Origin of the sequence: Sneathiella sp. (assembly GCF_041689005.1) — a bacterium.
Classification (GTDB): Bacteria; Pseudomonadota; Alphaproteobacteria; order Sneathiellales; family Sneathiellaceae; genus Sneathiella.
Window position 1 is genome coordinate 1 of the sequence record NZ_JBDNHC010000145.1, and the last position, 24,840, is coordinate 24,840.

Here is a 24,840-nt window from a genome sequence, read left to right on the forward strand (position 1 = left end):
ACCACTACCACCCAAGCTTAATACAACATCATTTTCATAAACCGGAAAGAAGTGAATGTAACTCGCCGTTGTCGCCAGAGACCGCACATCACCCCCAAGCCCGGAAAGAGTTTGCCCAAAAGTATATTTACTTCCGGTTGTTGGTAATAATGTGTCATCAAGGTCACTGACGGTGATCAGATAGCCAACCGAGGAGATTAAATAATCACCCGCCGATTTCTGAATGCCGGTCGAGGCGGTTGAGGCCACGTTATCGATTTTTTCACTCACCAAGCTGTAATTTACATCGGCCCGCACATGTTCCTTCACCGGGAAGCCCGCGCGCAGGACAAACCCGGTCCGATCAAGATCATATCCACTTTCATCCTGCAGATCCCGGCGCGTTCTGAAGATATCAAAACCAGCGGCCAGATCCCGACCGAGAAAGTAGGGTTCCGTAAACCCGAGATCGACCTGCTGTCTGTCCTGGCCGATGGACACCCCGAACCGCAGGTCCTGACCCCGCCCGAGAAGGTTCCGTTCCCGGATCTGCAAATCTGCCGATACCGATTCCGTTGTTGAGAACCCGGCCCCGACACTTAGTTCCCCTGTTGATTTTTCCTGAACATCAACATTGATAATTGTCTTGTCCGGCGCTGTTCCCTCATCCTGTGTCACCTCGACCTTCTCAAAGAAATCGAGGGCGCGGATACGTGACCGAGACAGCCGCAGCAAGGCGGTATTAAAGGCGTCGCCCTCGCCGAGCTTAAATTCCCGGCGAATAACATAATCAAGGGTGCGAACGTTGCCGGTTATATTGATCCGTTCCACATAGACCCTCGGACCCTTGTTAATTTTATAAACGAGCGAAATAATGAGGTTCTTCCGATCCCGCTTTATTTCGGGACGCACATTAACAAAGGCGTATCCCAGCTTTCCAAGCTCAAACGTTATTTTCTGGATACTGTCTTCGATCTTGTCGGCGTTATAAGTCTCGCCTTCGATGGTCGTAACCAGTTCCTTCAGGTTATCAGCCGAGACGTCCTTTATCTCGCTTTCGACACCGACGGTACCGAATTTGTATTTCGGGCCCTCCTCCACCGCAAAAGTGATAAAGAACCCGTCCCGGTCCTGCGTCAGTTCGGCAATAGCGGAGACGACACGAAAATCCGCATATCCCTTAGACAGATAGAATTTTCGCAGCAATTCCCGATCGAATGTCAACCGATCCGGATCATAAGTATCTGAATCGGAAAAGAAATTATACCAATGCGTCTCTTCGGTTGAAATTTCGCTTGCCAGCTTACTGTCGCTAAAGGATTTATTCCCATAAAAGCGGATCTTCTTGATTCCGGTTTGCTGGCCCTCATTAATTTCGAACACCAGATCAACGCGGTTTTCCGGGAGCAAAATAACTTTTGGCTCGACCGTTGCGGCAAAGCGGCCGCTTCTTCTGTAAACAGTGATGATCCTCTGTACATCGCTTTGCACACGGGCGCGTGTATAGACAATGCGTGGCCGCAGCTGAATTTCGGACGTCAGCGTCTCATCGTCAATTCGCCGGTTCCCCTCAAAGGCGAGGCGGTTTATAATCGGGTTCTCCACGATGTTGACGATCAGGACGGTGCCTTCCTGACGGATGGATACGTCCGCAAACAAGCCTGTGTTAAATAGCGCCTTGAGAGATTTGTCGACACGGGCGCGGTCGTAGGGCGCCCCTTCAGTCACCAAAAGGTAAGATTTGACGGTCTGGTCTTCAATTCGCTGATTACCCTCGACCCTGATTTCCGAAATGATGGTTGCTGATTGCGCGTGAGCGACGTCAGTGATTGACAGGGTCGCCGAGGTCATGCCCATCGCGAACAGAGCCAGTAACAAAAATACGCGCAAATTCCCACCCCCTGAGCGGATCCTCAGTAATTCCCCGGAACAGTTCTACCAGACCTTTTCCGTCAGGAAAACAGACCGGTGAAAAAATCTTTTACCCAAGGTTTATTTATATCATTCCACGTCGCGAATACCATTAGCATCAGAACGAGAGATAGTCCAATTCTGAAACCAAATTCCATCGCTTTTGGGGAAGCCGGTTTGCCGCGCACCGCTTCATACGCGTAAAACGCCAGATGCCCGCCATCCAGCATTGGAACCGGGAACAGATTTATCAGGCCAAGACTGATAGAGACAAATATCATGAAATTGAACAGGGACAAGGCATTGTCCGTGAAGTCTTCTCCCCGCTTTGCCGCGTCCCCGGACATCTTGAGGATACCGAGCGGCCCGCTCAACTCCCCGACATCGCGCGCGCCGGAAAACATTTGCCCGACACCGGTCAGGGTCGCGGTGGTGATAAACCATGTCTGGTCAACCGCCCCCTTGATAGCGTCAATCGGGCCGACTTTGACAAATTCCCGTCCTGTAGAGACGATACCCAGTTGGCCGATTTTCTGAATATTCCCGTCCGCGTCAGTTTCCTCCACGATATGCGGGGTAACCGCAAGTTCAATTGAGCGTCCGCCGCGATCAATCTTCATGACCAGCGGATCATCAAGCCCCACCAGTACGATCCGGCGTAACTCCTCGAAACTATCAATGCTGGTCCCGTCAACGGACAGGACGCGATCCCCCGGCACTATCCCCGCCTCCGCCGCTGCACTGTCGGGCCTGACTTCCCCGGCAACAGGCGGGGTCCGCGCCTGACCAAGGGCCATGAATAATATTGCCATGGCAACGATGGCAAAAAGAAAATTGGCGGCAGGCCCGGCAACGACGACAGCTGCGCGTTGATATAGCGGTTTGTGATGAAAACTGACCCGTTTTTCCTCCTCGGACATATTGTCAAGCTCGGCGGAGCTTTCACTGGCAACGCCAGCATCGCCGTGAAATTTCACATACCCGCCGAAGGGCACCGCACAGACTTTCCAACGGCATCCGGCTTTATCATAACGGCCCCAGAGTTCAGGACCAAAGCCGATGGAGAAAGTATCGATCTTGACTCCGCAAATGCGGGCAACCTTGTAATGTCCATATTCGTGCACAAAAACCAGCACCGTGATGACGACGATGAAGGCAGGAATATATATCCAGTTATCGATCAAAAAGTTCATGCTGCTTTACCGTTGTTACGTTTTCAGCCAAAAGATTTCATGATGGAACGGGCAATCTCGCGCGCCTTCCGGTCATTTTCATAAATATCCTCGATGGAGACAAGTTCCGATATCGATGCCCGGTTAAGGCTTTCCTCAACAACGGAAATAATGTCGAGAAACTTTATCGATCCGGCAAGGAAGCCTTCCACCGCGATCTCATTAGAGGCATTTAATGTCGTTGGGGCTGATTTACCAGCTTTTAACGCCTCGCGCGCCAATCTGAGGGCGGGGAAACGCTGCGGATCCGGCTCAAGAAATGTCAAACTGCCAATCCTGGCAAGATCCAGCCGGTCGGCATCAAAAGTGTGACGCTCCGGCCAGCCCAGGGTATACGAAATCGGCGTCCGCATATCCGGTGCCCCCATCTGCGCCAACACTGATCCATCCTGGTATTCCACCATGCTGTGGATGACCGATTGAGGATGAACAAGGATATCAATCCGGTCAGCCGAAAGAGGGAAAAGATGATAGGCTTCAATAAGTTCTAGGCCTTTGTTCATCATTGTTGCACTGTCGATGGAGATTTTCGCCCCCATGTCCCAATTCGGATGAGCGAGCGCCTGGTCCTTGCTGACATGGGTCATTTCATCATAAGTAAGGCGAAGGAACGGCCCCCCCGAAGCGGTCAGGACAAGCCTTCTTACGGCATCAATCTGGTCGAAGTCGAGAACCTGGAAAATTGCGTTATGTTCGCTGTCGACCGGCAGCAGCGTCGCGCCGTATTTCTTAAGCTCCGCCAGCACGAGATCGCCCCCACAGACAAGTGCCTCCTTATTGGCGACGGCTATGATGGCACCGGTACGAATGGCCGCCAGCGTGGGCGCAAGCCCGGCAGCACCGACAATGGCAGCCATCACCCAATCGACCTTAATCTCCGCCGCCTCGATCAGCGCATTGCGGCCGGCGGCAACCTCAATTTTTGTATCCGCAAGCCGTTGTTCCAGATCCGCACGCAGGGATTCATCCGCGATTACGGCCAGCCGGACACTAAATTTCCGGGCCTGTTCAGCGAGCAAATCAACATTTTGATGGGCCGTCAGAACCTCAACCTGAAATTTTTCCGGCGCTGCGGAAATCAGGTCCAGCGTACTAACCCCGACTGATCCGGTGGATCCGAATATGCTGACACGACGGCGCTGTGACTGCGGGTTGGCAGATATATCCTTTGCCAGACCAATGCTCCCCATATCAGTTCCTATCCGCGTATAATAAAATAACCAGCAGGCTTGGCGCCACGAGAAAAATGCCGTCCAGTCGGTCCAGTACGCCGCCGTGACCGGGAATCAGGTTGCTGGCATCCTTGATCCCAAAGTTTCGCTTCCACGCAGATTCCGCGAAATCACTCGTCTGCGCCAGTATAGCACAGATGGCCCCGAGACCCAGTATCCGAATTGGCGAAACATTCCCACCCATCAGGAGAGTGTAGGCGGCATAGGCAACAATCATTGCCGCGATCATCCCACCGATTAATCCTGCCCAGGTCTTGTTCGGGCTGATCCGGGGGGCAATCTTGGGGCCACCGATAGACTTGCCCGAGAAATAAGCGCCGATGTCCGTGGCCCAGATGACCAGGAATAGGCTGAGCGTCACCGCGAGCCCTATTTCCGGTATCGTCCGCAAGATCGCCAGCGACAGAACGGGAAAACCAATACAGACCGGCCCGAGAAATGCCCAGAGGGCATCTGCTGTCTGTTTCAAAATCAAGGCAATTCCTGCAATTAAGATAGAAGAACAGAAAATTCCAATAACAAGTTGTTCTAAATTATATTTATTTATAAAAATGAGCGGAAGCAGAACCGCCAGACCAATCAGACCCGTAAATAACGGTGATCGTTTCGTAAACGACGCCCGGCTCCATTCAAAGCACATGACAGCAGCGGCAGCCCCCAGAAAAAGAGTAAAATATATCCCACCGAGATACAGCGCTGCAATTGCGATTGGACCAAGAATGCAAGCTGAAATAACCCGTTGCTGAAGAGAGGAAAATGAGGAAAGCACCACCTAAAGCGCCCCGTAACGCCGTTGCCGGCTCGCATATTCTTCAACCGCCACCTGAAGATCCGCCTTCTGGAAATCTGGCCACAAGACATCGAGAAAGACAAATTCCGTATAGGCGCACTGCCAGAGCAGAAAATTGCTAAGCCGCTTCTCGCCGCTGGTGCGGATAAGCAGGTCAGGATCGGGAATACCGTCTGTCTCCAGATAGCGGGAGATCATATCCTCATCGATTTCGTTTGGCTCCAACTCGCCCGCCTTGATTTTCTCCCCCAGGGATTTCATGGCACCGACGATTTCCGACTGGCTTCCATAGCTGAGGGCGATCGTCAAAATCAGCTTAGAATTCCCCTTCGTCGCCTCACAGACTTCCTTAATTAATACCTGAATATCATCTGGTAATTTATTGATATTACCAATAAATTTAACATTTACACCCGCATCACAAAGAGCCTTCATCTCTTTCTTAAAAAAGAAACGAAACAGCCCCATCAGATGATTAATTTCCTCTATCGGACGGTTCCAGTTCTCCGAGGAAAAGGCATAGAGGGTCAAGTATCTCACACCAATTTCGGCGCACCCCTTCACGGCGTCACGTACCGCGTCCGCGCCCTTCTCATGGCCGCGCAACCGCTGCAGAGATCGCTTTTTCGCCCATCGTCCGTTCCCGTCCATAATAATAGCAATATGGTTGGGGATTCCGGTTTCAGTCATACTCTGGGAGGGAGCGACAACCATGCATCAAACCTGCATGATTTCCTGCTGCTTCTCCGACAGCATCACATCTACTTTTTCAACATAGCTGTCCGTCAGCTTTTGAATTCTATCTTCAGCTTTCTTGCGGTCATCTTCGGAAAAATCTCCGTCCTTTTCGGCGGCCTTGGCATCATCCATTCCATGGCGACGAATATTGCGGATGGCGATCTTGGCATTTTCCGAATAACTGGATCCAACTTTCGCGAGTTCGGCCCGGCGTTCCTCTGTGAGTTCCGGGATCGGAACCCGGACAACGGCGCCATCGACAACCGGGTTCAGGCCGAGGCCCGAATTCCGAATGCCCTTTTCCACTGCTTTTACGTTAGACTTGTCCCAGACCTGAACGCTGATTGACCTTGGCTCCGGGGCACTGACAGTTGCAACCTGCAAAATCGGCATCGATGTCCCGTAACTATCCACCATGACGGAGTCGAGCAGGCTGACATGCGCGCGGCCCGTTCTCAGTCCCGCAAACTCGTGCTTGAGTGCCTCAAGGGCCCCCTGCATTCGTTTTTCAAGGTCTTTCATATCTGGCGCTGCCATTTTCTTCTCCTTCAAAGCCGGGCCCGGGCCACGGCATCTTTCGCTAATTTACTTGAATGATCCTATACCCTCAGACCACTTCTGTGAAACATCCTTCTTTTTTCAGTACGCGGGCAAACGCCCCCGCTTCCTGAATTGAGAAAACAAGGATGGGAATATTGTTCTCGCGGGCGAGCGAGATCGCCGCTGCATCCATGACTTTGAGGTCCTTAGCCAGAACATCGAGATGGGACAAGGTCTCATATCGTTTGGCATCGGGATTTGTTCGCGGATCCATGTCATAGACCCCGTCGACATTCGTGCCCTTGAGAAGCGCGTCGCATTTCATTTCCGCCGCTCTCAAGGCCGCAGCCGTATCGGTTGTGAAATAAGGATTGCCGGTTCCGGCAGCGAAAATCACGATCCGGCCCTTTTCAAGATGCCGTTCCGCCCGGCGCCGGATATAGGGCTCGCAAACCGCGGACATCGGGATGGCGGACAGGACGCGGCTGTCCATTCCTTCCGCCTCAATGGCATTCTGCAAGGCAAGGGCGTTCATGACAGTCGCAAGCATACCCATGTAATCAGCGCTGGAGCGATCCATTCCCTTGGCTGTCCCGGAAATTCCACGAAATATATTACCGCCGCCAACCACAACGCAGACTTCGACGCCCATATTCTGGGCCGCGGCTATATCCTTTGCAATACGGGATACTGTCTCGACATCAATACCATATTGCTGGTTTCCTAAAAGTGCTTCCCCGGAACATTTCAGCAGGACCCTGCGATACTGAATCTCGTTCGACATTTTATTCCCCAAATATGATACTGACGGTGATCCTCTGTCGGAAAGACAGCATACAGAAAAAGTTTGATTTGAAAAGCAGTGCGACCTGGCACATAAAAATATGGCGGCCTCCGTTCCGGGGCCGCCATATTAAAGTTCTAAGGCTTCATCCTAACTGACTGCCGCTGCGACCTCGGCGGCGAAATCAGTTTCTTCCTTCTCGATACCTTCACCGACGGCATAGCGGGCCATGCCGGTAACCTCAATCGGACTACCGATCTGCTTGGCAACGACGTCGATTGCTGCCTTCACTGTATTTTCGCCGTCAATAACAAAGGTCTGTTCCAAAAGGACAACATCCTTGTAAAATTTGCTGAGACGCCCTTCAACCATTTTACCAATGATTTCTTCCGGCTTGCCTGATTCCCGGGCCTGCTGGGACAAAATCCCGCGCTCCCGCTCAACGGCTTCCGGATCGAGGTCGGCAACACTGATCGACTGCGGGCTGGTCGCCGCGATATGCATGGCGATCTGTTTACCAAGCGTCGCCAAAGCTTCCGTATCTCCATCACTTTTCAAAGCCACGAGAATACCAATTTTTCCAAGTCCCTCGGCAACAGCATTATGCATGTAGGAGGCAACGACACCCTTCTCGACAGAAAGGCTTGTTGCCCGCCGGAGATTCATGTTTTCGCCAATGGTGGAGATGGCGGCCGTCAGCTTTTCCTCGACCGTCACCGAGGCGCCGGGAAAGAGGGATGCCTTGATACCATCGACATCTTTGCCGGTTTCGGCAGCAACCGAAGCGATGCCACTGACAAGCTTCTGGAAATCCTCATTCCGTCCAACAAAGTCAGTTTCCGCATTTACTTCGACAACCGCGCCGGAAGTACCATTTGCGCTGACTGCGACAAGTCCTTCAGCGGCAACACGGCCGGATTTCTTCGCCGCGTTCGCAAGTCCTTTTGTCCGTAGCCAGTCAATCGCGGCGTCAATATCGCCGTCTGTTTCGGTTAGGGCCTTCTTGCAATCCATCATGCCGGCACCAGACCTGGTGCGGAGTTCCTTTACCAGCCCAGCTGTAATAGCAGTCATAGTTTATCCTCGCATTTCGATATCTGAAAAAGGAGCCCGCCATACGCCTCTGCAGCGCAGGGCGGGATCTCTGATTTTAAGACGCTTTTGCGCTTTCTTCTTCCTTTGCGGCCGTGTCGGCAAGATCGCTAGCAGTTTCTTCAACAGCCGTCGCGCCTTCCGCCGGCTTTTCTGCTGCAGGCTCTTCCGCGGCAGGCTTTTCTGCTGCGGCCGGTTCCTCGACCACCGCATCATCTGTCGGGATATCTTCCGCCATTACCGGTGTTTCGGCGGCCCCAAGGTCCGTGCCCTGATCGGCCATTTCAACGGAAATACCGTCAATCACCGCCTGCTTGAACAATTCACAATACAGGTTGATCGCCCGCAGCGCGTCATCATTTCCCGGCACCGGATAGGTAATGCCATCAGGATCGGAGTTACTGTCGAGAATGGCGACAACAGGAATACCCAGCTTGTTCGCTTCCTGAACGGCAAGTTCTTCCTTGTTCGTGTCGATAACGACAATAATATTGGGCAGGCCGCCCATTTCCTTGATTCCGCCAAGCGCCCGTTCCAGCTTGTCGCGCTGACGGGTCATACGAAGAATTTCCTTCTTGGTCAGCCCAATATGGTCGGCAGATAGCTGCTCTTCAAGTTTGTGGAGCTGCTTGATCGACCCGGAAACGGTTTTCCAGTTGGTCAGCATACCGCCGAGCCAGCGATGGTTGACGTAAAACTGCGCACATTGCTTGGCGCTGTCGGCGACAACTTCAGATGCCTGACGTTTCGTGCCAACGAACAGAACCCGGCCACCACCGGCAACGGTATCACGGACCACTTTAAGGGCCTGATACAACAGGGGAACGGTCTGCTGCAGGTCGAGAATGTGAATTTTGTTACGGGCGCCGAAGATATAAGGACCCATTTTCGGGTTCCAACGGCGGGATTGATGTCCAAAGTGAACACCGGCTTCTAACAGCTGACGCATAGTAAAAGTTGGCAGAGCCATTCTGCAATCTCCTTTTCCGGTTGAGCCTCCGTGAGCTGTGATCCGTTGACATCATTGCCAGGACACCGGATGGGAAAGATCAACACAACCGTCCCCAAAACCCACGTGCGAATTTAACAGTGGGCTACATAAGCCTCTCCGCCGCAGGACGCAAGGGAAAAAGCGCCATTTAGGCACAAATTCAGCATCATTGCCTAGATATCATGAACATCGATGACCCCGGACGCGGATTTAAGCGCCTGGCGCACTTCCGGGGTGATGTTGCAATGGCTGGAGAGATCAATCTCAACCTCTTTCGCCTCGGTCTCCATATTGAGGACAAGGGCAACGCGGCCCCGCCCCCGCCCCCCTTCCTTCAGGATCGAAGCCACCTGTGCAATCGGTTTGTCATCATCAACAAAAATGCGGACACCATCGGTAATGCTGGCGGCGAGGGTTTCAAGTCTCTGTACGCTTCGGGCCGTCAGGCGCGGCTGGTCACTCTCCAGGTTTCCGCCCACACTGACCACCAGCGACTGTCCCACGGTCAGAATGTCCCGGCATTGCTCCAGCGTTTCGGCGAACATCGTGATTTCGAAGGCGCCGGTCGCGTCGGAAAACTGAACGAACGCGAGCGGCTTGCCTTTACGGGTGCGTAATTCGCGCTTGCCCATGACCGTCCCTGCCAGCAGGGCATGACTTTCTGTATTGCCGAGACTGGCGAGGTAAGTTGCCGAGGCACGAACCCCCGCCTTGTCGAGAGTTTTTGACCAGGCATCAAGTGGATGGCCCGAAAGATAAAAGCCGATGGCATCGAATTCCTGCTTCAATTGCTCCATTGCGGTCCAGCGACTGACCGTGGGCAACGCTGGCCGGGTTGCCAGGTTTTCCGCCTCGCCGCCAAACAGGTTGACCTGACCAGAGCCCCGCTCCTCTTCCGATTGCTGGGCCTGCCGCAGCAGGACTTCAATCGCCGCAAAGACCTGCGCCCGATCATTCTGCAAGGCGTCAAACGCCCCCGCCCGCACCAAATTCTCCGCCTGCCGTTTATTCATGAATTTCGGGTTGAGCCGATGGGCAAAATCGAACAGGTCCTTGAACCGGCCGTTTTCAACGCGCTCGCGCACGAGCCCCGCCATTGCCTCGCGCCCAACATTTTTGACCGCCGAGAGCGCATAACGTACGGCCCCTTGCTCGCCCTCGAACTCAACGGAAAATTCCACCTCCGACGCGTTCAGACAGGGCGGATGGACCGGAATTTTCATCCGGTCGAGATCCTGACGGAAAAGATTTAGCTTGTCCGTATTGTTCATGTCGAGGCTCATGGATGCCGCCATAAACTCCACCGGGTAATTGGCCTTTAGATAGGCCGTATGGTAGGAGACGAGCGCATAGGCGGCCGCATGAGATTTATTGAAGCCGTAATTGGCGAATTTCGCCACAAGATCAAAGATATGGCTCGCGTCCTTGACAGACACACCCTTTTCCTTAGCCCCCTTGGCGAATATTTCCCGCTGCTGGTCCATCTCCGACTGGATTTTCTTGCCCATGGCCCGGCGCAGCAAATCCGCATCACCGAGACTGTAGCCCGCGAGGGTCCGGGCGATTTCCATCACCTGTTCCTGATAGATAATAACGCCGTAGGTTTCCGCCAGAACCGATTTCAGGTTCGGATGCAGATAGTCTGGCTTCTCCTCGCCGTGCTTGCGGCGGATATAGGTCGGAATATTCTCCATCGGTCCCGGCCGGTAGAGCGCGACGATGGCGATAATGTCCTCAAAGGCATCCGGGCGCATCTTGCGAAGCATGTCGCGCATACCGGAACTTTCAAGTTGGAAGACGCCGATCGTGTTGCCGCTGGACAGAAGATCAAACACCGCCGGATCATCGAGGGGGACTTTCGCGTAATCAATCTCAATGCCGCGCCGGGCAAGAAGCGCTTTCGCCCGGTCGAGAACTGTCAGGGTCTTGAGGCCGAGAAAATCGAACTTTACCAGTCCGGCCGCTTCCGCATATTTCATCGAAAACTGCGTCACCGGCATATCAGAGCGCGGATCGCGATAGAGCGGCACGAGTTGATCGAGCGGGCGATCGCCGATCACCACACCCGCCGCATGGGTGGAGGCATGACGGTACAAGCCTTCAAGTTGAAGGGCAATTTCAAGCAGGCGGGCGACTTCCGGATCATTTGCCCGTTCCTCGCGGAGGCGCGGCTCGGTATCGAGCGCCTGCTGCAAGGTCACAGGATTGGCGGGATTGGCCGGAATCATCTTGCTGATCCGGTCAACCTGACCGTAGGGCATCTGCAACACCCGGCCGACATCCCGCACCGCCGCCTTCGCCTGCAGCTTTCCGAAAGTGATGATCTGCGCCACCTGGTCATGACCGTATTTTTCCTGGACATAGCGGATGACTTTTTCCCGCTTGTCCTGGCAGAAATCAATGTCAAAGTCAGGCATAGAGACACGTTCGGGATTAAGGAACCGCTCGAACAGGAGGCCGAAGCGGAGCGGGTCGAGATCAGTAATCGTCAGCGCCCAGGCAACCACAGAGCCCGCGCCGGACCCGCGGCCCGGCCCCACCGGCACGTCATGCTCTTTCGACCATTGAATGAAATCTGACACGATGAGGAAATAGCCGGGAAAGCCCATCTCATTAATGACATCGATTTCATAATTGAGACGATCAAAATATTCCGTCGTTTTGGCCGTTCGTTCCTCGGCCGACATGCTTTCGGTAAAGACCTCATTCTCAAGGCGGAGTTTAAGGCCTTCCGTCGCCTCAGCTTTCAATTCCGCCGCTTCGTCCCGCCCTTCCGCAGACGAAAAGGTTGGCAAAATCGGATCATGGCGCTTCGCTGCTACCGCGCAGCGCGTTGCAATCAACAAAGTGTTGTCGATGGCTTCGGGCAGATCAGAGAACAGAGCCCCCATTTCGTCTGCCGACTTGAAGTAATGGTCTGGCGTGCGCTTGACGCGATTCGCGTCCCCGACGTATTTCCCGGCGGCAATGCAGAGCAGAGCATCATGCGCCTGATACATCTCCTTTTTCGCGAAAAACACCTCGTTGGTGGCGACGAGGGGAATGTTCAGCTTATACGCGAGAGACAGAAATCCGGGTTCGGTTTTCTGCTCCAGCGGCAAATTATGGCGCTGCAGCTCAATATAAAGCCTGTCCTTGAAAATACCGGCAAGCCGGGCGGTCATGGCCTCGGCCGCCTCCAGCTGATCATTGGCGATCAACCGGCCAACAGGTCCCTCAACGCCTCCTGTCAGGCAAATCAGGCCCTGCCCATGGATTTCAAGTATATCAAAGGGAACCTGCGCTGTTTCCCCAGCATCGGTTTTCAGGAAGGCATGGGAGGTGAGTTTGAGTAGGTTGTTGTACCCAATCTCATCCTGCGCCAACAGGACCACAGGGTCCGGCTCGGGCCGCCTTCCACTGCGATCGACACCATCAGTTCGGGAGACCGCAATCTGGCAGCCGATGATCGGTTGTACGCCGCCCGCCTGCAGGGCGAGAGAAAATTCGAGAGCCCCGAACATATTGCTGGTATCGGTAATCGCCACAGCCGGCATCCGGTTGTGCCGGCACAGTTCAGCAATATCCTTGACCGGTACCGCCCCCTCCGACAGGGAATAGGCGGAATGCAACCGCAAATGAACAAAGCGAGGGTCGCGGACGGCGCGGGACAACGGCAAATCCTCCAATTGTGATTTTAGCCGTCCCACTATTGCACATCCTCTTGCAAACGTAAGGACTTGACAGCCCCTCGCCTCATATTTCTTGTGGATAACTCCCCTTGCCTGTCCCCAGATGCTTAAGCAGCGCTATCCGGTGAAGCCTGACACAATATCGGCCCAGAACACCATCATCCCCAACGCCCCGGCAAATGCCGCACATTCAAAGCCACTCTTGATCATTTGATTGAGATACATAACCCGCTCCTTTATTTGTTGAATCGGATAATGTTCTTGTTTTGTTCTTTTGTCAAATAAATAAAATGGCAGGCACTCCTGGGACAGCAAGCCGTATTGTCCTGATCGCAAATTTCCGCATCCCCGAGGCAAGATCACCGCAATGTATTCTAGTGAGATCTTTTGGCAGGGTTGAATGGAACCTGAATGTCGCGAGTGTAAATGATGCCCTGCTCTGAAGACGAAAAACTAACGCCCGCGAGGCATCCCGCGGGCGTTCAGGTCGATGGCATTTATATGGAGGGATGCCAAAAGAAGATAAAAGACCCTTCCCCAACTTAGATTAGCTGCGCCTAAGGGGTCAAATCCGGCCCATGAGAGCCAGAACAATAATGACGATCAGAACAATGCCGAGAACGCCGACACCGCCATGGCCGAAGCCGTATCCATATCCGCCGAAGCGCCCGCTAAAGCCCCCCAACAGAAGAATGACAAGTACAATGATGAGAATTATTCCGAGCGACATAACTTTTTCCCTCTGGTTAAGGCCCTTGCAAGCCGACTATCTAATCACACAAATCACTCTAACCTACCGATATATCTTTGTTTTTTGGATCGCACACAGCCTAGCCAACGACGTTATAGGAAACGCTGGCATCTCCGATTTTGATGTCCACGCCGGACTCTTTTTCCTGATAAAACATATAGCCCACAACAATGGCAATAACGAGAAGTGCACCGATTATGAAATAGAGAGCGTTACGACTCATGTTTAATAACCTTTCATATGTTACAGCGGGTCCTGGTTTCCAGCCAATTCAGAAAGATACCAACGCCCGCAATCCAAACAACCAACGGCCAAGCGCCGCTACTTCCCTTGATAGCCGTCGTGCGGTCAAGGGCCTTCAAAAAGATGCTATACGCAATACATGGCGCTGTCATTCAATATAGTCAAACCGAATTTTGCTGTTTTCAGGTGTTTAAAGCGTCGTCACATCTCAATTAAATGATGGTCACGCACCTGGAAAACCCGGTCCATGCGACGGGCGAGTTCGATGTTGTGGGTAGCGACAAGTGCCGCGACATTCTCCTCGCGCACAGCTTTCAGGAACTGCTCGAAAACCAGTTCTGCCGTCTGCTCATCAAGGTTGCCGGTCGGTTCATCGGCGAGCAACAAAACCGGATCATTAGCAAGGGCACGGGCAATGGCAACGCGCTGCTGCTCCCCGCCGGAGAGTTTTGCGGGCCGGTGCGAGAGGCGCCCCTCGAGCCCCATGCGGGTCAGCAGCTCTGTCGCGCGCGCGCGCGCAACCCCTTTGTTAATTCCCGAAATAAGATTTGGCATCATGACATTTTCAAGCGCTGAAAATTCAGGAAGCAAATGATGAAACTGGTACACAAAGCCGATTTTATCGCGGCGGATTTCAGTGCGTTTCGCATCCCGTGCCTTGCTGCAATCGACATCGGTGATCTTCACCGTCCCGCTCGTCGGGGGTTCCAGTAATCCGGCAATTTGCAGCAGCGTCGATTTGCCCGACCCGGACGGCCCGAGCAGGCCCACAATCTCCCCCGGCATCAGCCGGAGATCCACCCGGTCCAGCACCATCAATTTCTCCTGCCCCTGCAGGAAGACGCGGCCGACATTTTCGAGAACGAGAACCGGCTCATTCATAGCGAAGTGCCTCCACTGGATCGAGCCGGGCCGCCCGCCAGGACGGATAGATCGTCGCCAGCAGAGAGATGATCAAAGCCATCAAGACCACCGTCAACACCTCGGAAGGGTCAACCTTTGCCGGCAGATGCGAGAGGAAATATATTTCGGCTGAAAACAACTCGGCGCCGGTAATCCCCTCGATCGCGCTTTTTATCTTGTCGATATTAGCGCAAAACCCGAGGCCAAGCAGAACCCCGAGGATTGTCCCGACGACCCCGATGCTGGCCCCGGCAATAAAGAATACCCGCATGATCATGCCCCGGGTCGCCCCCATGGTGCGCAAGATCGCCACATCCCGGCCTTTGTCCTTTACCAGCATGATCAGGCTGGAGATGATATTGAACGCGGCCACCAGAATGATGAGGGTGAGGATGAGGAACATGACATTCCGTTCCACCTCCAACGCATTGAAAAAGCTCGCCCGCGACTGCTGCCAGTCATAAATAAAGGCACGGATATTCACGGCGTTGATAATTTCCCGGCGCATGGCCAATGCCTGATCCGGATCGGTCGCGAACACATCGAGCGCGGTGATCCCCTCCCCGAGCCGGAAATATTGCTGCGCCGCCTTCAGCGACATATAGATATAGCCGCTGTCATACTCATACATGCCCGTATCGAACAGCGCATCGACGGTAAATGTCTTGACCCGCGGCATGGTGCCGAAGGCAGTCGCCGTTCCCTCAGACGAGATCAGCTTGACCTTGTCGCCCGCCTCAACCCCGAGCGTACGGGCCAGCCGGTAGCCAAGAATAATCGAGCTGTTATCCCCGAAATTCTTAAGCGATCCATCAACGATGTTCGAGGAAAGAACTGTGAGTGACGCCATCTGGTTCGGGGAGATACCGCGCACCAGAGCCCCACTTGCTTGCTTGCCGGAGGCCATTACCTGTCCCTCGACCAGCGGGGTGACACGAACGACGTCGGTGACCGCCGACAGCCGGGCAACCACATCGCCATAATTCAGTAGCGGCTCATCCGCCGGCGCCCGGATTTCATAATGGCCGTTGAGCCCGAGGATACGGTCAAGCAACTCCGCCCGAAAGCCATTCATCACGGACATCACGATGATCAGGGTCGCAACCCCAAGACCGATCCCGAGAAAGGAGAAGGTTGCAATGACGGAAATAAAGCCCTCTTGCCGCCGCGCCCGCAGGTACCGTAATGCCATGGTCCATTCAAAGCGTGAAAACACTAGCGCCGCCCGGCCAGAAGCTGCAGCGCATCATCCGCCGAGAGTTCCTGTTTCTCGCCAGTCGCCCTGTTCTTTATCTCAACAATGCCAGATTTAACGCCGCGCGGGCCGATGGTTGCCTGCCAAGGCAGCCCGATCAGATCCATCTTGGCAAATTTCTCTCCGGCCCGGCCCGAAGTGTCGTCATAAAGCACCTCGACGCCCGCGCCTTGAAGTTTTCCGTAAAATTCATCACAGGCCTGATCGCAGGGTTCATCGCCGCTTTTCAGGTTGATCAGCCCCGCCTTAAACGGCGCCACGCTTTCCGGCCATATGATGCCGTCATAGTCATGGCTTGCCTCGATTATGCCGCCAACCAGACGCGAAACGCCAATCCCGTATGAGCCCATGGAAACCGTAACGTCCTTGCCGTCCGGCCCGGCAACCGTAGCGCCCATGATTTTGGAATATTTATCGCCGAAATGGAAGATATGGCCGACCTCAATCCCGCGCCGGGTCACCAGATCGTCAGCGGCCACATCGCAGGCGGCGGCATCATGCATATCGTCCGCGGCCGCGTAATAGCCCGTCCATTTATCGACGATCGCCTGCAATTCATCGGCGGAATAGGACGCCTGATCCGGCGTTTCGAGAGACAGGAGATCCTTATGGTAGAAAACCTCGCTCTCACCAGTATCCGCAAGCACAATAAATTCATGGGACAGGTCGCCACCGATCGGTCCGGTCGCGGCGCGTAACGGAATAGCCTTCAGCCCAAGGCGGGCAAAGGTCTTTAAATAGGCCACGAACATATTGTTATAGGCAATTTTCGCACCATCGAAATCGAGATCAAAGGAATAGGCATCCTTCATCAGGAATTCCCGTCCGCGCATGATTCCAAAGCGCGGGCGCACCTCGTCCCGGAATTTCCACTGAATATGATAAAGATTGAGCGGCAGGTTTTTGTAGCTGTTCACATGGGAGCGGAAAATATCCGTCACCTGCTCCTCATTCGTCGGGCCATATAGCATCTGGCGGTCATGACGGTCGGTAATGCGCAGCATTTCCTTGCCATAATCATCATAGCGCCCCGATTCCCGCCACAGGTCCGCAGGTTGCAGGGTCGGCATCAGGATTTCAAGCGCCCCGGCTCGGTCCTGTTCCTCACGGACGACCTGTTCGATATTTCTGAGCACCCGCTGCCCGAGCGGCAGCCAGCTGTAAATCCCCGCAGAAGACTGCTGGATCATGCCTGCCCGCAACATCAGGCGGTGAGACACGATCTGTGCTTCCTTGGGGTCTTCCTTCAACGTGGGTAAAAAGTAACGGGACAAACGCATGGGGGCCTCGGGAAAGTTAAATCAGCTAACGTTATTTCACCAGTCGCAGGTAAGTACACTCACCGGCATTTGCCAGACTTTTAACGGGATTCGCACAGATTGCAAGGCTTTGCCCGTTATTGGTAGCGTTTCCGGCATTCCACCGCGATGGCATTCTGCGCTGGGTCGGATAATTCCTGGCCGTTATAAAGTAGTCGCCCGGACTGGATATCAAAAACGATGGCACCCACATAGACATCAGCATTCTTGAGTTTTGGATTATAATTTTTCAGCAAGTCTTTAATCGGTAAAGATAAATCAACATAAATATTATCGGGAAGGACAATGGAGTTGGCGTCAATGTCCGCCGGAGGAACCGCATTTCCATGGACATCCACCCCCGGTTTATAGGTGACATCCGGATCGGCGACATATTTAACGATACGGTCGCAACTGTCTTTTGAAACTTCGAGCCTGAAATCCTCTGCTCCGGCGACCGATGTCGCCAGTATGCCGCAAAGACAAATCACATGCAGACGCAATTTCACGGCCCTGCTCCTTCCGTTACTGATTCTGAAAATATGCCCTGATATCGAATAACTGCATATCCAGAACCACCCAGAAAATCCCCAGTATGACCAGCGAAATGAGAGTAGTAATGCCAAATTTTAACCAAATATGCGACTTGGCAGGCGCGCTTTCGACTGTTCCCGGCTCAATTTCACCCCCCATTTCCGCCTGCGTGCGAACGCCCCAGGGCAGAACCATAAACAGAACCAGAAACCATGAGATGAAAAATATGACAACGCCGCCAGCGATAGACATAATTGCTTACTCCTAAACCTGTTCTAATTCCACAAGAGTGCCATTGAAATCCTTGGGATGTAAGAACAAAACCGGTTTCTTATGCGCCCCGATCTTCGGCTCTCCATCGCCAAGAATACGAGCACCCTTAGCTTTCAGATGATCGCGGGCCGCGATGATATCCTCAACCTCATAGCAGACATGATGCATCCCGCCAGAGACGTTTTTTTCCAGAAATCGGGCAATTGGTGAATTCTCTCCCAAGGGATGAAGCAATTCAATTTTAGTATTCTCAAGCTCGACAAAGACCACCGTGACACCGTTATCCGGCTCATCCTGCGGCGCGCTAACTTTTGCGCCGAGAGTATCACGGTACATGGCGGCGGCGGCCTCAAGATCGGGAACCGCAATGGCGACATGATTTAAACGTCCAATCATCTTCCTGTTTTTCCTTACTCGTCATCGAACCTGATGACATATATATCCGTTATCGGCCGCCGACCGGCAATCCGCCTGAAAACCTTACGAACCGCGTTATGGGCCGTTTCCTCAATAATCGCGTCGTCCTGCTTTTCAGCCTTGCTCAGCTTGCCATGGCGGGAGACGATCTCCTGTCGCATCATTTTCTGAAGGTCCGGAAACAGGTTTTCGTCAACCACACCGCGCAGGCGGATCATTGGATCCTCCGTAATTTGCCCCTTCTCATCGACGATGACAACCCCGCTGATTGACCCGTTGTAGACGAGACGGCGCCTTGTACTGAGGAAATCGCCATCCAGCGGCGTTAGTCCCCCCGCATCGACGGCTAGCCGACCGGAAGGCACAGTCCCGATAATCTCGGCATCTCCCGGAGCAAGTTTCAGCAAATTGCCATTGGTAATCTCGATCGCCTGTTCGACGCCGAGCGATAAGGCAAGCTCACAATGTGCGCGGATATGCCGCGCTTCACCATGGACTGGAACGGCGATTTTGGGCTTAACGATGCCATACATATCGGTCAGTTCCGCCCGCGCCGGATGACCGGAAACATGCACGAACTTGTCAGCTTCGGTAATGACATTAACCCCGCCTTCGGTCAGCTGGTTATGCAGGCCATAGAGAGTTTTTTCGTTTCCCGGGATCACTTTCGATGAAAAGATGACCGTATCCCCGGGTGAGAGATTAATATGTGCATGTTCACCGCGGGCGATCCGGGCCATTGCCCCACGGGGCTCCCCCTGGCTTCCCGTACAAAGGAGCAATACCTTGTCGCGCGGAAGATGTCCCGCATCTCTTTCATCAAGAAAGGGCGGCAAGTCATTGAGGTATCCAACTTTTTTAGCCGCCTTCGTCATTCGGTGAAGCGAGCGGCCGACCAGCACCACATGGCGGTCATGGCGCTCCGCAATAGCGGCGATAGTCTGCAGGCGGGCAATGTTGGAGGCAAAGGTCGTAACGGCGATGCGCCCCGTCGGGATATCGCCGAGGATATCGTCAAGGCTGTCCTGCACCGCAAGCTCCGATCCCGATACGCCTTCCTTGAAGACATTGGTGGAATCGCAGATCATGGCAAGGACCCCTTTTTCAGAGACCTTTTGCATTTTAACAAGGTTGCTTGAAGGACCGACTACCGGATCCGGATCTAGCTTCCAGTCGCCGCTATGCAGGACCCGGCCATACGGCGTGGTGATCATCAGCGCCTGCATCTCGGGGATGGAATGGGTCAGGTCGACAAAATCAATATGAAATTCCCCAAGTGCCATGGAGCTTCCGGCCGAGATCACATTCACTTCAACCTTGTCAGCAAGTCCCTCTTCCGCGAGTTTCAGTGCGAGAATCTCCGCCGTGAACGGGCTGGTATAGACCGGGCATTGGAACAGCGGCCACAGCCGTGCAACCGCGCCGACATGATCCTCATGGGCATGGGTAACGATAAGGCCGATCAGGTCTTCTTTGCGGTCGGCGATCCAGGTGGCATCGGGAACGATGACATCGATCCCCGGGGCCCTATCATCGGCGAAGGAAATCCCGCAATCAATCATCAACCATTTGCCGTTGCAGCAGTATAGGTTGAGATTCATGCCAATCTCGCCGCTGCCCCCCAGGGGCAGGAAAATCAGGGAGTCTTTAAATTTGGGATCAATATCGGACATAAAGGCTTTCAGTTATTTTTATAGAAAATTTCAACGAGCCCCGTCAGTGTCAAATCCGGGCTGACATGATCAATCACATCGGTTCCCTTATCAAACAACACCGCAAGGCCCCCGGTCGCGATTATCTTCAGCGGCGCTCCATACTCAGCGCGAATACGCGTGATCAACCCCTCAATCATCGCGATATAGCCCCAGTAGATCCCTGCCTGCATACATTCAAGGGTATTCTTGCCGATCACGCGCGCGGGGCGTTCGACGGCGATCCGCGGCAGCTTGGCCGCCGCCTTATGCAGCGCATCGAGGCTGAGGTTGACGCCCGGCGCGATCACACCGCCGATATAGTTGCCCTCGGCATTGACCACATCAAGCGTCGTGCCCGTTCCGAAGTCGACGACAATTAACGGACCGCCATAGAGCGCATGGGCTGCGACCGCATCGACCAGCCGGTCTGCCCCGGCTTCGGCCGGATTATCAATCAACGGTTCCATACCGAGGTCCACACCGGGTTCACCGATAACCATCGGGGAGACACCAAAATAGCGGCGACAGAATCCCTTGATGTTGAAAAGCGCCTCGGGCACGACAGTTGCGACGATCACATCCTTGATGTCGCCGAGCTTCAGGCCATCCAGCATCATCGCCTGGCTGAGCCAGACACCGTATTCTTCTGCGGTCCGCGAGCCAGAGGTTGCAATTCGCCATTCATTGACAAGCTTGCGCCCCTTATACGCGGCGCAGGTTATGTTGGTATTGCCGACATCGATCGCCAGTAACATTCTCTTCTCCCACGATTATTGCGTGCCGGGAACTATAAACACTTCTCCGGCCGTAATCAGCTTTCTTTCACCCGTATCCAGAATAAGGATCAGGGCGCCCTGCTCATCAAGACCGGAGAATACGCCTTCGAGCACCCTATCCGCCAGTTTTACCGTAATCCGCCCGCCAAGACCGGTAGCGCGGAGCAGCCACTGCTCGCGAATGGGGCCAAAGCCGTCCCGTTTCCACAGCATATAGGATTCGAGCAGATTATAGGCATAGGCCGAGAGAAGCTCCTCGACTTTGACGAAGGCGCCCGCCTGTTTGAGGGAGATTGCCGACAATCCGTCAGTGACCTCCGGAAAGGCCGTGATGTTAATGCCGGTCCCGACAATGATATAGTCAAGGTTGCCAGTGGGTCCGGTCTTGCTTTCCAGCAATATGCCGGCAGTTTTGCGGCCGTCGATCAAAATATCATTCGGCCATTTTAGCTTGATATCCATGCCCGGCTTTAGGCGCGGCGCAATCGCCTTATGTAGTGCGACGGCAACCAGGAATGAAAGACAGGCGCCCGCAAGCGGGCTGCAAGCGGGGCGCAACACCAGCGAGCAATACAGGTTCCCTTCCGGGCTGACCCAGTTCCGACCGCGGCGACCAACGCCTTGTTCCTGCCGCCGTGCCCAAACGATACGGCCTTCCGGATCACCCGCCTCCGCCCTTTTCCGCGCCTCGACATTTGTACTGCCGACGGTCTCTAACGCCGTAAGACTAAAGAACGGCGGAAGATCAATGCCACCACTGCCAGACGGAATCACGAGAAGAGGACAGCCGCCGCTGCTTTGGCGCTATCCAGGAGCGGTGCCGGGAAGACAACAAAGAAGGCAACGAAGATCCCTGATACCGCCATAATAATGGATAACGTCCGGCTCTGCGGCTCAAACCCTTCACTTGCATCGTCAAAATACATGATCTTGACGATTCGTAGATAATAATAGGCCCCGATAACCGAGGTGACCACGCCAATCACCGCAAGCGGAATAAGCCCTGCATTCACCGCCGCCACAAAAATATAGAATTTCCCGAAAAAACCGGCAAGCGGGGGAATGCCCGCAAGACTGAACATAAAGATCAACAGGAAAAATGCCATCCAGGGCTGTGACTTGCTGAGGCCCGACAATTCCGAAATATCCTCAACCATACCGTCGCGCTGGCGCATCGACAGGATAACGGCAAACGTTCCGATATTCATAATCACATAGATCGTCATGTAAATCAGGATACCGCGCGCGCCCTCTTCTGTACCCGCGGCCAGGCCAATGAGGGCGTAGCCGATGTGTCCAATCGCGGAATAGGCCATCAGGCGCTTAAAATTCTTCTGGTATATTGCCGCAAAGGCACCCAAAATCATGGAGGCAATCGAGATAAAGACGATGATTTGCTGCCATTGACCCACCAATTCGCCAAACGGGCCAACGAAAACACGTAGGAATAGGGCGATCGCGGCCACCTTCGGCGCAGTGGCAAAAAATGCGGTAACCGGTGTCGGAACGCCCTCATACACATCCGGGGTCCACATGTGAAACGGAACGGCCGAAACCTTGAAAGCGAGCCCTGCAATCAAAAACACAAGTCCGATGAGCAAACCAATTTCGGCACGTGCCTCCTCGCCCGTAAAAATAGAGGCAAGCCCGTCAAAATTTGTGGTTCCGCTAAAGCCATAAATCAACGAAACGCCATACAATAGCAGCCCCGACGATAGCGCCCCGAGAACAAAGTATTTGAGCCCTGCCTCGGTCGAGCGGACGCTGTCGCGCCGAAATGCGGCGGTTACATACAACGACAAACTCATCAGCTCAAGACCAAGATACAGCGTCATCAGGTCATTCGCCGAGATCATAATCATCATGCCCAAGGTGGCGATCAGGATCAGGATCGGAAACTCGAACCGGGCGATCTTTTCGCGCCTGTTGTAATCGATCGACATGATTATGGCGAGCGCCGACGCGCCAAGGCAAAGCGTCTTCATGAATATACCAAAAGCATCATCGCGGAAAAGTCCGTTAAACGACACCTTCGTATCCGGCGGACCGTATGCCAGCAGCAGCGCGACAATAGCAAGCACGACAACGGACAGCCATGAAATCAGCTTGGCTGAAGAATTGCCCCTGAATGCCCCGACCATCAGCAGGGCCAGTGCGGCACAGGCCAGGAAAATTTCCGGAAGTGCGATTGAAAAATCTGGCAAACCCATATCTGAACCTATCTACTTAGCCGCGTTGAGTATTGTTTGGGTGGCTTGCATCGCCGTCTGATGACTGTCCAGCAGGTTGGCAACAGAGGCATGCATCACATCCAGGAACGCCGCCGGATAGATCCCGATCCAGAAAGCAACCAAAATCAGCGGCGTGAAAATGATGATCTCGCGCCGATTTACGTCCGTGATGTTTTTCAGGTCATCCTTGACCAGCTTGCCAAAGACCACACGGCGATAGAGCCACAGGCTGTAGGCCGCGCCAAGGATAACGCCGATGGTGGCAAAAAAGGCCACGGTACTGCTCACCTGATAGGCGCCGACCAGGATCAAGAATTCGCCAACGAACCCGCTTGTTCCCGGCAGTCCAATAGTCGCCATGGTAAAGATCATAAAAATGACCGCATAGCGGGGCATCCGGTGAACAAGGCCGCCATAGCGCGAAATCTCGCGTGTATGCATACGGTCATAGATGACGCCAACGCAAAGGAACAGGGCACCGGACACGATACCGTGGCTGATCATCTGCAGGATGCCGCCCTCAAGGCCTTGTGTCGTGAAGGTAAAGATACCGATGGTGATAAATCCCATATGCGCGACCGAAGAATAGGCGATCAGCTTCTTCATGTCCTTCTGCATCAGTGCGACGAGCGAGGTATAGATAATCGCAACGACACTGAGAGCGAAGACCAGTGGCGCGAAATAGTCCGAGCCATGGGGAAACATCGGGATTGAGAACCTCAGGAAGCCATATCCACCCATCTTCAGCAGCACGCCGGCCAGGATGACCGAGCCCGCCGTCGGCGCCTGAACATGGGCGTCGGGCAGCCAGGTATGAACCGGCCACATCGGCACCTTCACGGCAAACGAGGCAAAAAACGCCAGCCATAGCCAGAGCTGCAGATCGGGATCGAAATTAAACGCGATCAATGTCGGAATATCTGTCGTTCCGGCGATAAAATACATGGTGATCATCGCCACCAGCATCAGAACAGACCCGATCAGCGTATAAAGGAAAAACTTGAAACTGGCATAGACCCGCCGGGCCCCGCCCCAGATGCCGATGATCAGGAACATCGGGATCAGGCCGGCCTCGAAGAACAGATAGAACAAAACCATGTCGAGGGCCGAAAAAACCCCGAGCATCAGGGTCTCCATGATCAGGAAGGCGATCATATATTCCCGCACCCGCACCGTGATTGCCGTCCAGCTTGCCAGAATACAGATCGGCATGAGGAAGGTCGTCAGAATGATGAACAGCATCGAGATGCCGTCAATGCCCATATGGTAGTTAATGCCACCCCCCAGCCACTCGGCTTTTTCCGTAAACTGGAAGGCAGCGGTCTCATTATTAAAATTCAACCAGATAAACAGTGAAACGAGGAACGTGAACAAGGTAGTCCAGAGCGCCACCCAGCGGGCGTTTCCCGCTGCTGATTCTTCTTTCCCGCTGGTCAGCAGGATCAGTAGAACCCCGACGAGCGGCAGAACTGTCACCGTTGATAAGATAGGCCAATCAAGCATGA

The 24,840-nt window shown here is 53.9% G+C and carries 23 protein-coding genes; all 23 read right to left on the bottom strand.

Annotated features, from left to right (window positions below):
• Positions 1-1,869 (bottom strand): outer membrane protein assembly factor BamA (gene bamA / locus ACESNI_RS16130; RefSeq protein WP_373088861.1); only part of this gene is annotated, 1,869 nt, incomplete at its 3' end.
• Positions 1,870-1,931: 62 nt separating this feature from the next.
• Positions 1,932-3,083, bottom strand: coding sequence for an RIP metalloprotease RseP (rseP, locus tag ACESNI_RS16135; RefSeq protein ID WP_373088863.1), 1,152 nt, complete (start codon positions 3,081-3,083; stop codon positions 1,932-1,934).
• Between the two features lie 23 nt (positions 3,084-3,106).
• On the bottom strand, positions 3,107-4,312 hold the full coding sequence (dxr, locus tag ACESNI_RS16140) for a 1-deoxy-D-xylulose-5-phosphate reductoisomerase (RefSeq protein ID WP_373088865.1): 1,206 nt from the start codon (positions 4,310-4,312) through the stop codon (positions 3,107-3,109).
• 1 nt (position 4,313) lies between these two features.
• On the bottom strand, positions 4,314-5,126 hold the full coding sequence (locus tag ACESNI_RS16145; RefSeq protein ID WP_373088867.1) for a phosphatidate cytidylyltransferase: 813 nt from the start codon (positions 5,124-5,126) through the stop codon (positions 4,314-4,316).
• Positions 5,127-5,834, bottom strand: a complete 708-nt coding sequence (locus ACESNI_RS16150) for an isoprenyl transferase (protein ID WP_373088869.1) — start codon at positions 5,832-5,834, stop codon at positions 5,127-5,129.
• Positions 5,835-5,861: 27 nt separating this feature from the next.
• Positions 5,862-6,419, bottom strand: a complete 558-nt coding sequence (gene frr, locus ACESNI_RS16155; protein WP_373088871.1) for a ribosome recycling factor — start codon at positions 6,417-6,419, stop codon at positions 5,862-5,864.
• 70 nt (positions 6,420-6,489) lie between these two features.
• Positions 6,490-7,206 carry a UMP kinase gene (pyrH, locus tag ACESNI_RS16160; protein ID WP_373088873.1) on the bottom strand — a complete coding sequence of 239 codons (717 nt, stop codon included), beginning with the start codon at positions 7,204-7,206 and terminating at the stop codon, positions 6,490-6,492.
• A 150-nt stretch (positions 7,207-7,356) separates the two neighbouring features.
• The gene (gene tsf, locus ACESNI_RS16165; protein ID WP_373088875.1) at positions 7,357-8,280 is read right to left on the bottom strand and encodes a translation elongation factor Ts; all 924 of its coding nucleotides are present in this window, start codon (positions 8,278-8,280) and stop codon (positions 7,357-7,359) included.
• 76 nt (positions 8,281-8,356) lie between these two features.
• On the bottom strand, positions 8,357-9,268 hold the full coding sequence (gene rpsB, locus ACESNI_RS16170) for a 30S ribosomal protein S2 (RefSeq protein WP_373088877.1): 912 nt from the start codon (positions 9,266-9,268) through the stop codon (positions 8,357-8,359).
• 194 nt (positions 9,269-9,462) lie between these two features.
• On the bottom strand, positions 9,463-12,942 hold the full coding sequence (gene dnaE / locus ACESNI_RS16175) for a DNA polymerase III subunit alpha (RefSeq protein WP_373089023.1): 3,480 nt from the start codon (positions 12,940-12,942) through the stop codon (positions 9,463-9,465).
• A gap of 583 nt (positions 12,943-13,525) precedes the next feature.
• Positions 13,526-13,690 carry a DUF3309 family protein gene (locus ACESNI_RS16180; RefSeq protein WP_373088879.1) on the bottom strand — a complete coding sequence of 55 codons (165 nt, stop codon included), beginning with the start codon at positions 13,688-13,690 and terminating at the stop codon, positions 13,526-13,528.
• A 100-nt stretch (positions 13,691-13,790) separates the two neighbouring features.
• Entirely contained in the window at positions 13,791-13,934 is a 144-nt protein-coding gene (locus ACESNI_RS16185; protein ID WP_373088881.1) for a hypothetical protein, read from the bottom strand.
• A gap of 221 nt (positions 13,935-14,155) precedes the next feature.
• Positions 14,156-14,836 carry an ABC transporter ATP-binding protein gene (locus ACESNI_RS16190; RefSeq protein ID WP_373088883.1) on the bottom strand — a complete coding sequence of 227 codons (681 nt, stop codon included), beginning with the start codon at positions 14,834-14,836 and terminating at the stop codon, positions 14,156-14,158.
• The gene (locus ACESNI_RS16195) at positions 14,829-16,049 is read right to left on the bottom strand and encodes a lipoprotein-releasing ABC transporter permease subunit (RefSeq protein ID WP_373088885.1); all 1,221 of its coding nucleotides are present in this window, start codon (positions 16,047-16,049) and stop codon (positions 14,829-14,831) included. The genes ACESNI_RS16190 and ACESNI_RS16195 overlap by 8 nt, the downstream gene beginning before the upstream one ends.
• A gap of 23 nt (positions 16,050-16,072) precedes the next feature.
• Complete coding sequence (gene proS, locus ACESNI_RS16200; protein ID WP_373088887.1) at positions 16,073-17,392, bottom strand: proline--tRNA ligase; 1,320 nt, start codon at positions 17,390-17,392, stop codon at positions 16,073-16,075.
• A 116-nt stretch (positions 17,393-17,508) separates the two neighbouring features.
• Complete coding sequence (locus tag ACESNI_RS16205) at positions 17,509-17,919, bottom strand: hypothetical protein (RefSeq protein WP_373088889.1); 411 nt, start codon at positions 17,917-17,919, stop codon at positions 17,509-17,511.
• Positions 17,920-17,935: 16 nt separating this feature from the next.
• Positions 17,936-18,196, bottom strand: a complete 261-nt coding sequence (locus ACESNI_RS16210) for a DUF1467 family protein (RefSeq protein WP_373088891.1) — start codon at positions 18,194-18,196, stop codon at positions 17,936-17,938.
• 12 nt (positions 18,197-18,208) lie between these two features.
• Positions 18,209-18,613: a methylmalonyl-CoA epimerase gene (mce, locus tag ACESNI_RS16215; RefSeq protein ID WP_373088893.1), complete on the bottom strand. Its 405-nt coding sequence runs from the start codon at positions 18,611-18,613 to the stop codon at positions 18,209-18,211.
• A 14-nt stretch (positions 18,614-18,627) separates the two neighbouring features.
• A complete protein-coding gene (locus tag ACESNI_RS16220; RefSeq protein WP_373088895.1) occupies positions 18,628-20,307 on the bottom strand; it encodes a ribonuclease J in 1,680 nt (559 codons plus the stop codon).
• A gap of 8 nt (positions 20,308-20,315) precedes the next feature.
• Positions 20,316-21,083: a type III pantothenate kinase gene (locus tag ACESNI_RS16225; RefSeq protein WP_373088897.1), complete on the bottom strand. Its 768-nt coding sequence runs from the start codon at positions 21,081-21,083 to the stop codon at positions 20,316-20,318.
• Between the two features lie 15 nt (positions 21,084-21,098).
• Positions 21,099-21,878 (bottom strand): biotin--[acetyl-CoA-carboxylase] ligase, encoded by a 780-nt coding sequence (locus tag ACESNI_RS16230; protein WP_373088899.1) that lies wholly within the window; start codon positions 21,876-21,878, stop codon positions 21,099-21,101.
• Positions 21,875-23,314 (bottom strand): NADH-quinone oxidoreductase subunit NuoN, encoded by a 1,440-nt coding sequence (nuoN, locus tag ACESNI_RS16235; RefSeq protein WP_373088901.1) that lies wholly within the window; start codon positions 23,312-23,314, stop codon positions 21,875-21,877. The genes ACESNI_RS16230 and nuoN overlap by 4 nt, the downstream gene beginning before the upstream one ends.
• 12 nt (positions 23,315-23,326) lie before the next feature.
• Entirely contained in the window at positions 23,327-24,838 is a 1,512-nt protein-coding gene (locus tag ACESNI_RS16240) for an NADH-quinone oxidoreductase subunit M (protein ID WP_373088903.1), read from the bottom strand.
• Positions 24,839-24,840: the final 2 nt, after the last annotated feature.

Coding starts and splice junctions, on each gene's coding strand:
- ACESNI_RS16240 (WP_373088903.1), bottom strand. CDS start 24,838: ATGCTTGATTGGCCTATCTTATCAACGGTGACAGTTCTGCCGCTCGTC.
- frr (WP_373088871.1), bottom strand. CDS start 6,419: ATGGCAGCGCCAGATATGAAAGACCTTGAAAAACGAATGCAGGGGGCC.
- nuoN (WP_373088901.1), bottom strand. CDS start 23,314: ATGGGTTTGCCAGATTTTTCAATCGCACTTCCGGAAATTTTCCTGGCC.
- mce (WP_373088893.1), bottom strand. CDS start 18,613: ATGATTGGACGTTTAAATCATGTCGCCATTGCGGTTCCCGATCTTGAG.
- pyrH (WP_373088873.1), bottom strand. CDS start 7,206: ATGTCGAACGAGATTCAGTATCGCAGGGTCCTGCTGAAATGTTCCGGG.
- ACESNI_RS16195 (WP_373088885.1), bottom strand. CDS start 16,049: ATGGCATTACGGTACCTGCGGGCGCGGCGGCAAGAGGGCTTTATTTCC.
- ACESNI_RS16190 (WP_373088883.1), bottom strand. CDS start 14,836: ATGAATGAGCCGGTTCTCGTTCTCGAAAATGTCGGCCGCGTCTTCCTG.
- ACESNI_RS16220 (WP_373088895.1), bottom strand. CDS start 20,307: ATGTCCGATATTGATCCCAAATTTAAAGACTCCCTGATTTTCCTGCCC.
- dxr (WP_373088865.1), bottom strand. CDS start 4,312: ATGGGGAGCATTGGTCTGGCAAAGGATATATCTGCCAACCCGCAGTCA.
- ACESNI_RS16210 (WP_373088891.1), bottom strand. CDS start 18,196: ATGTCTATCGCTGGCGGCGTTGTCATATTTTTCATCTCATGGTTTCTG.
- ACESNI_RS16180 (WP_373088879.1), bottom strand. CDS start 13,690: ATGTCGCTCGGAATAATTCTCATCATTGTACTTGTCATTCTTCTGTTG.
- ACESNI_RS16225 (WP_373088897.1), bottom strand. CDS start 21,083: ATGTTACTGGCGATCGATGTCGGCAATACCAACATAACCTGCGCCGCG.
- rpsB (WP_373088877.1), bottom strand. CDS start 9,268: ATGGCTCTGCCAACTTTTACTATGCGTCAGCTGTTAGAAGCCGGTGTT.
- proS (WP_373088887.1), bottom strand. CDS start 17,392: ATGCGTTTGTCCCGTTACTTTTTACCCACGTTGAAGGAAGACCCCAAG.
- tsf (WP_373088875.1), bottom strand. CDS start 8,280: ATGACTGCTATTACAGCTGGGCTGGTAAAGGAACTCCGCACCAGGTCT.
- ACESNI_RS16150 (WP_373088869.1), bottom strand. CDS start 5,834: ATGACTGAAACCGGAATCCCCAACCATATTGCTATTATTATGGACGGG.
- ACESNI_RS16185 (WP_373088881.1), bottom strand. CDS start 13,934: ATGAGTCGTAACGCTCTCTATTTCATAATCGGTGCACTTCTCGTTATT.
- rseP (WP_373088863.1), bottom strand. CDS start 3,083: ATGAACTTTTTGATCGATAACTGGATATATATTCCTGCCTTCATCGTC.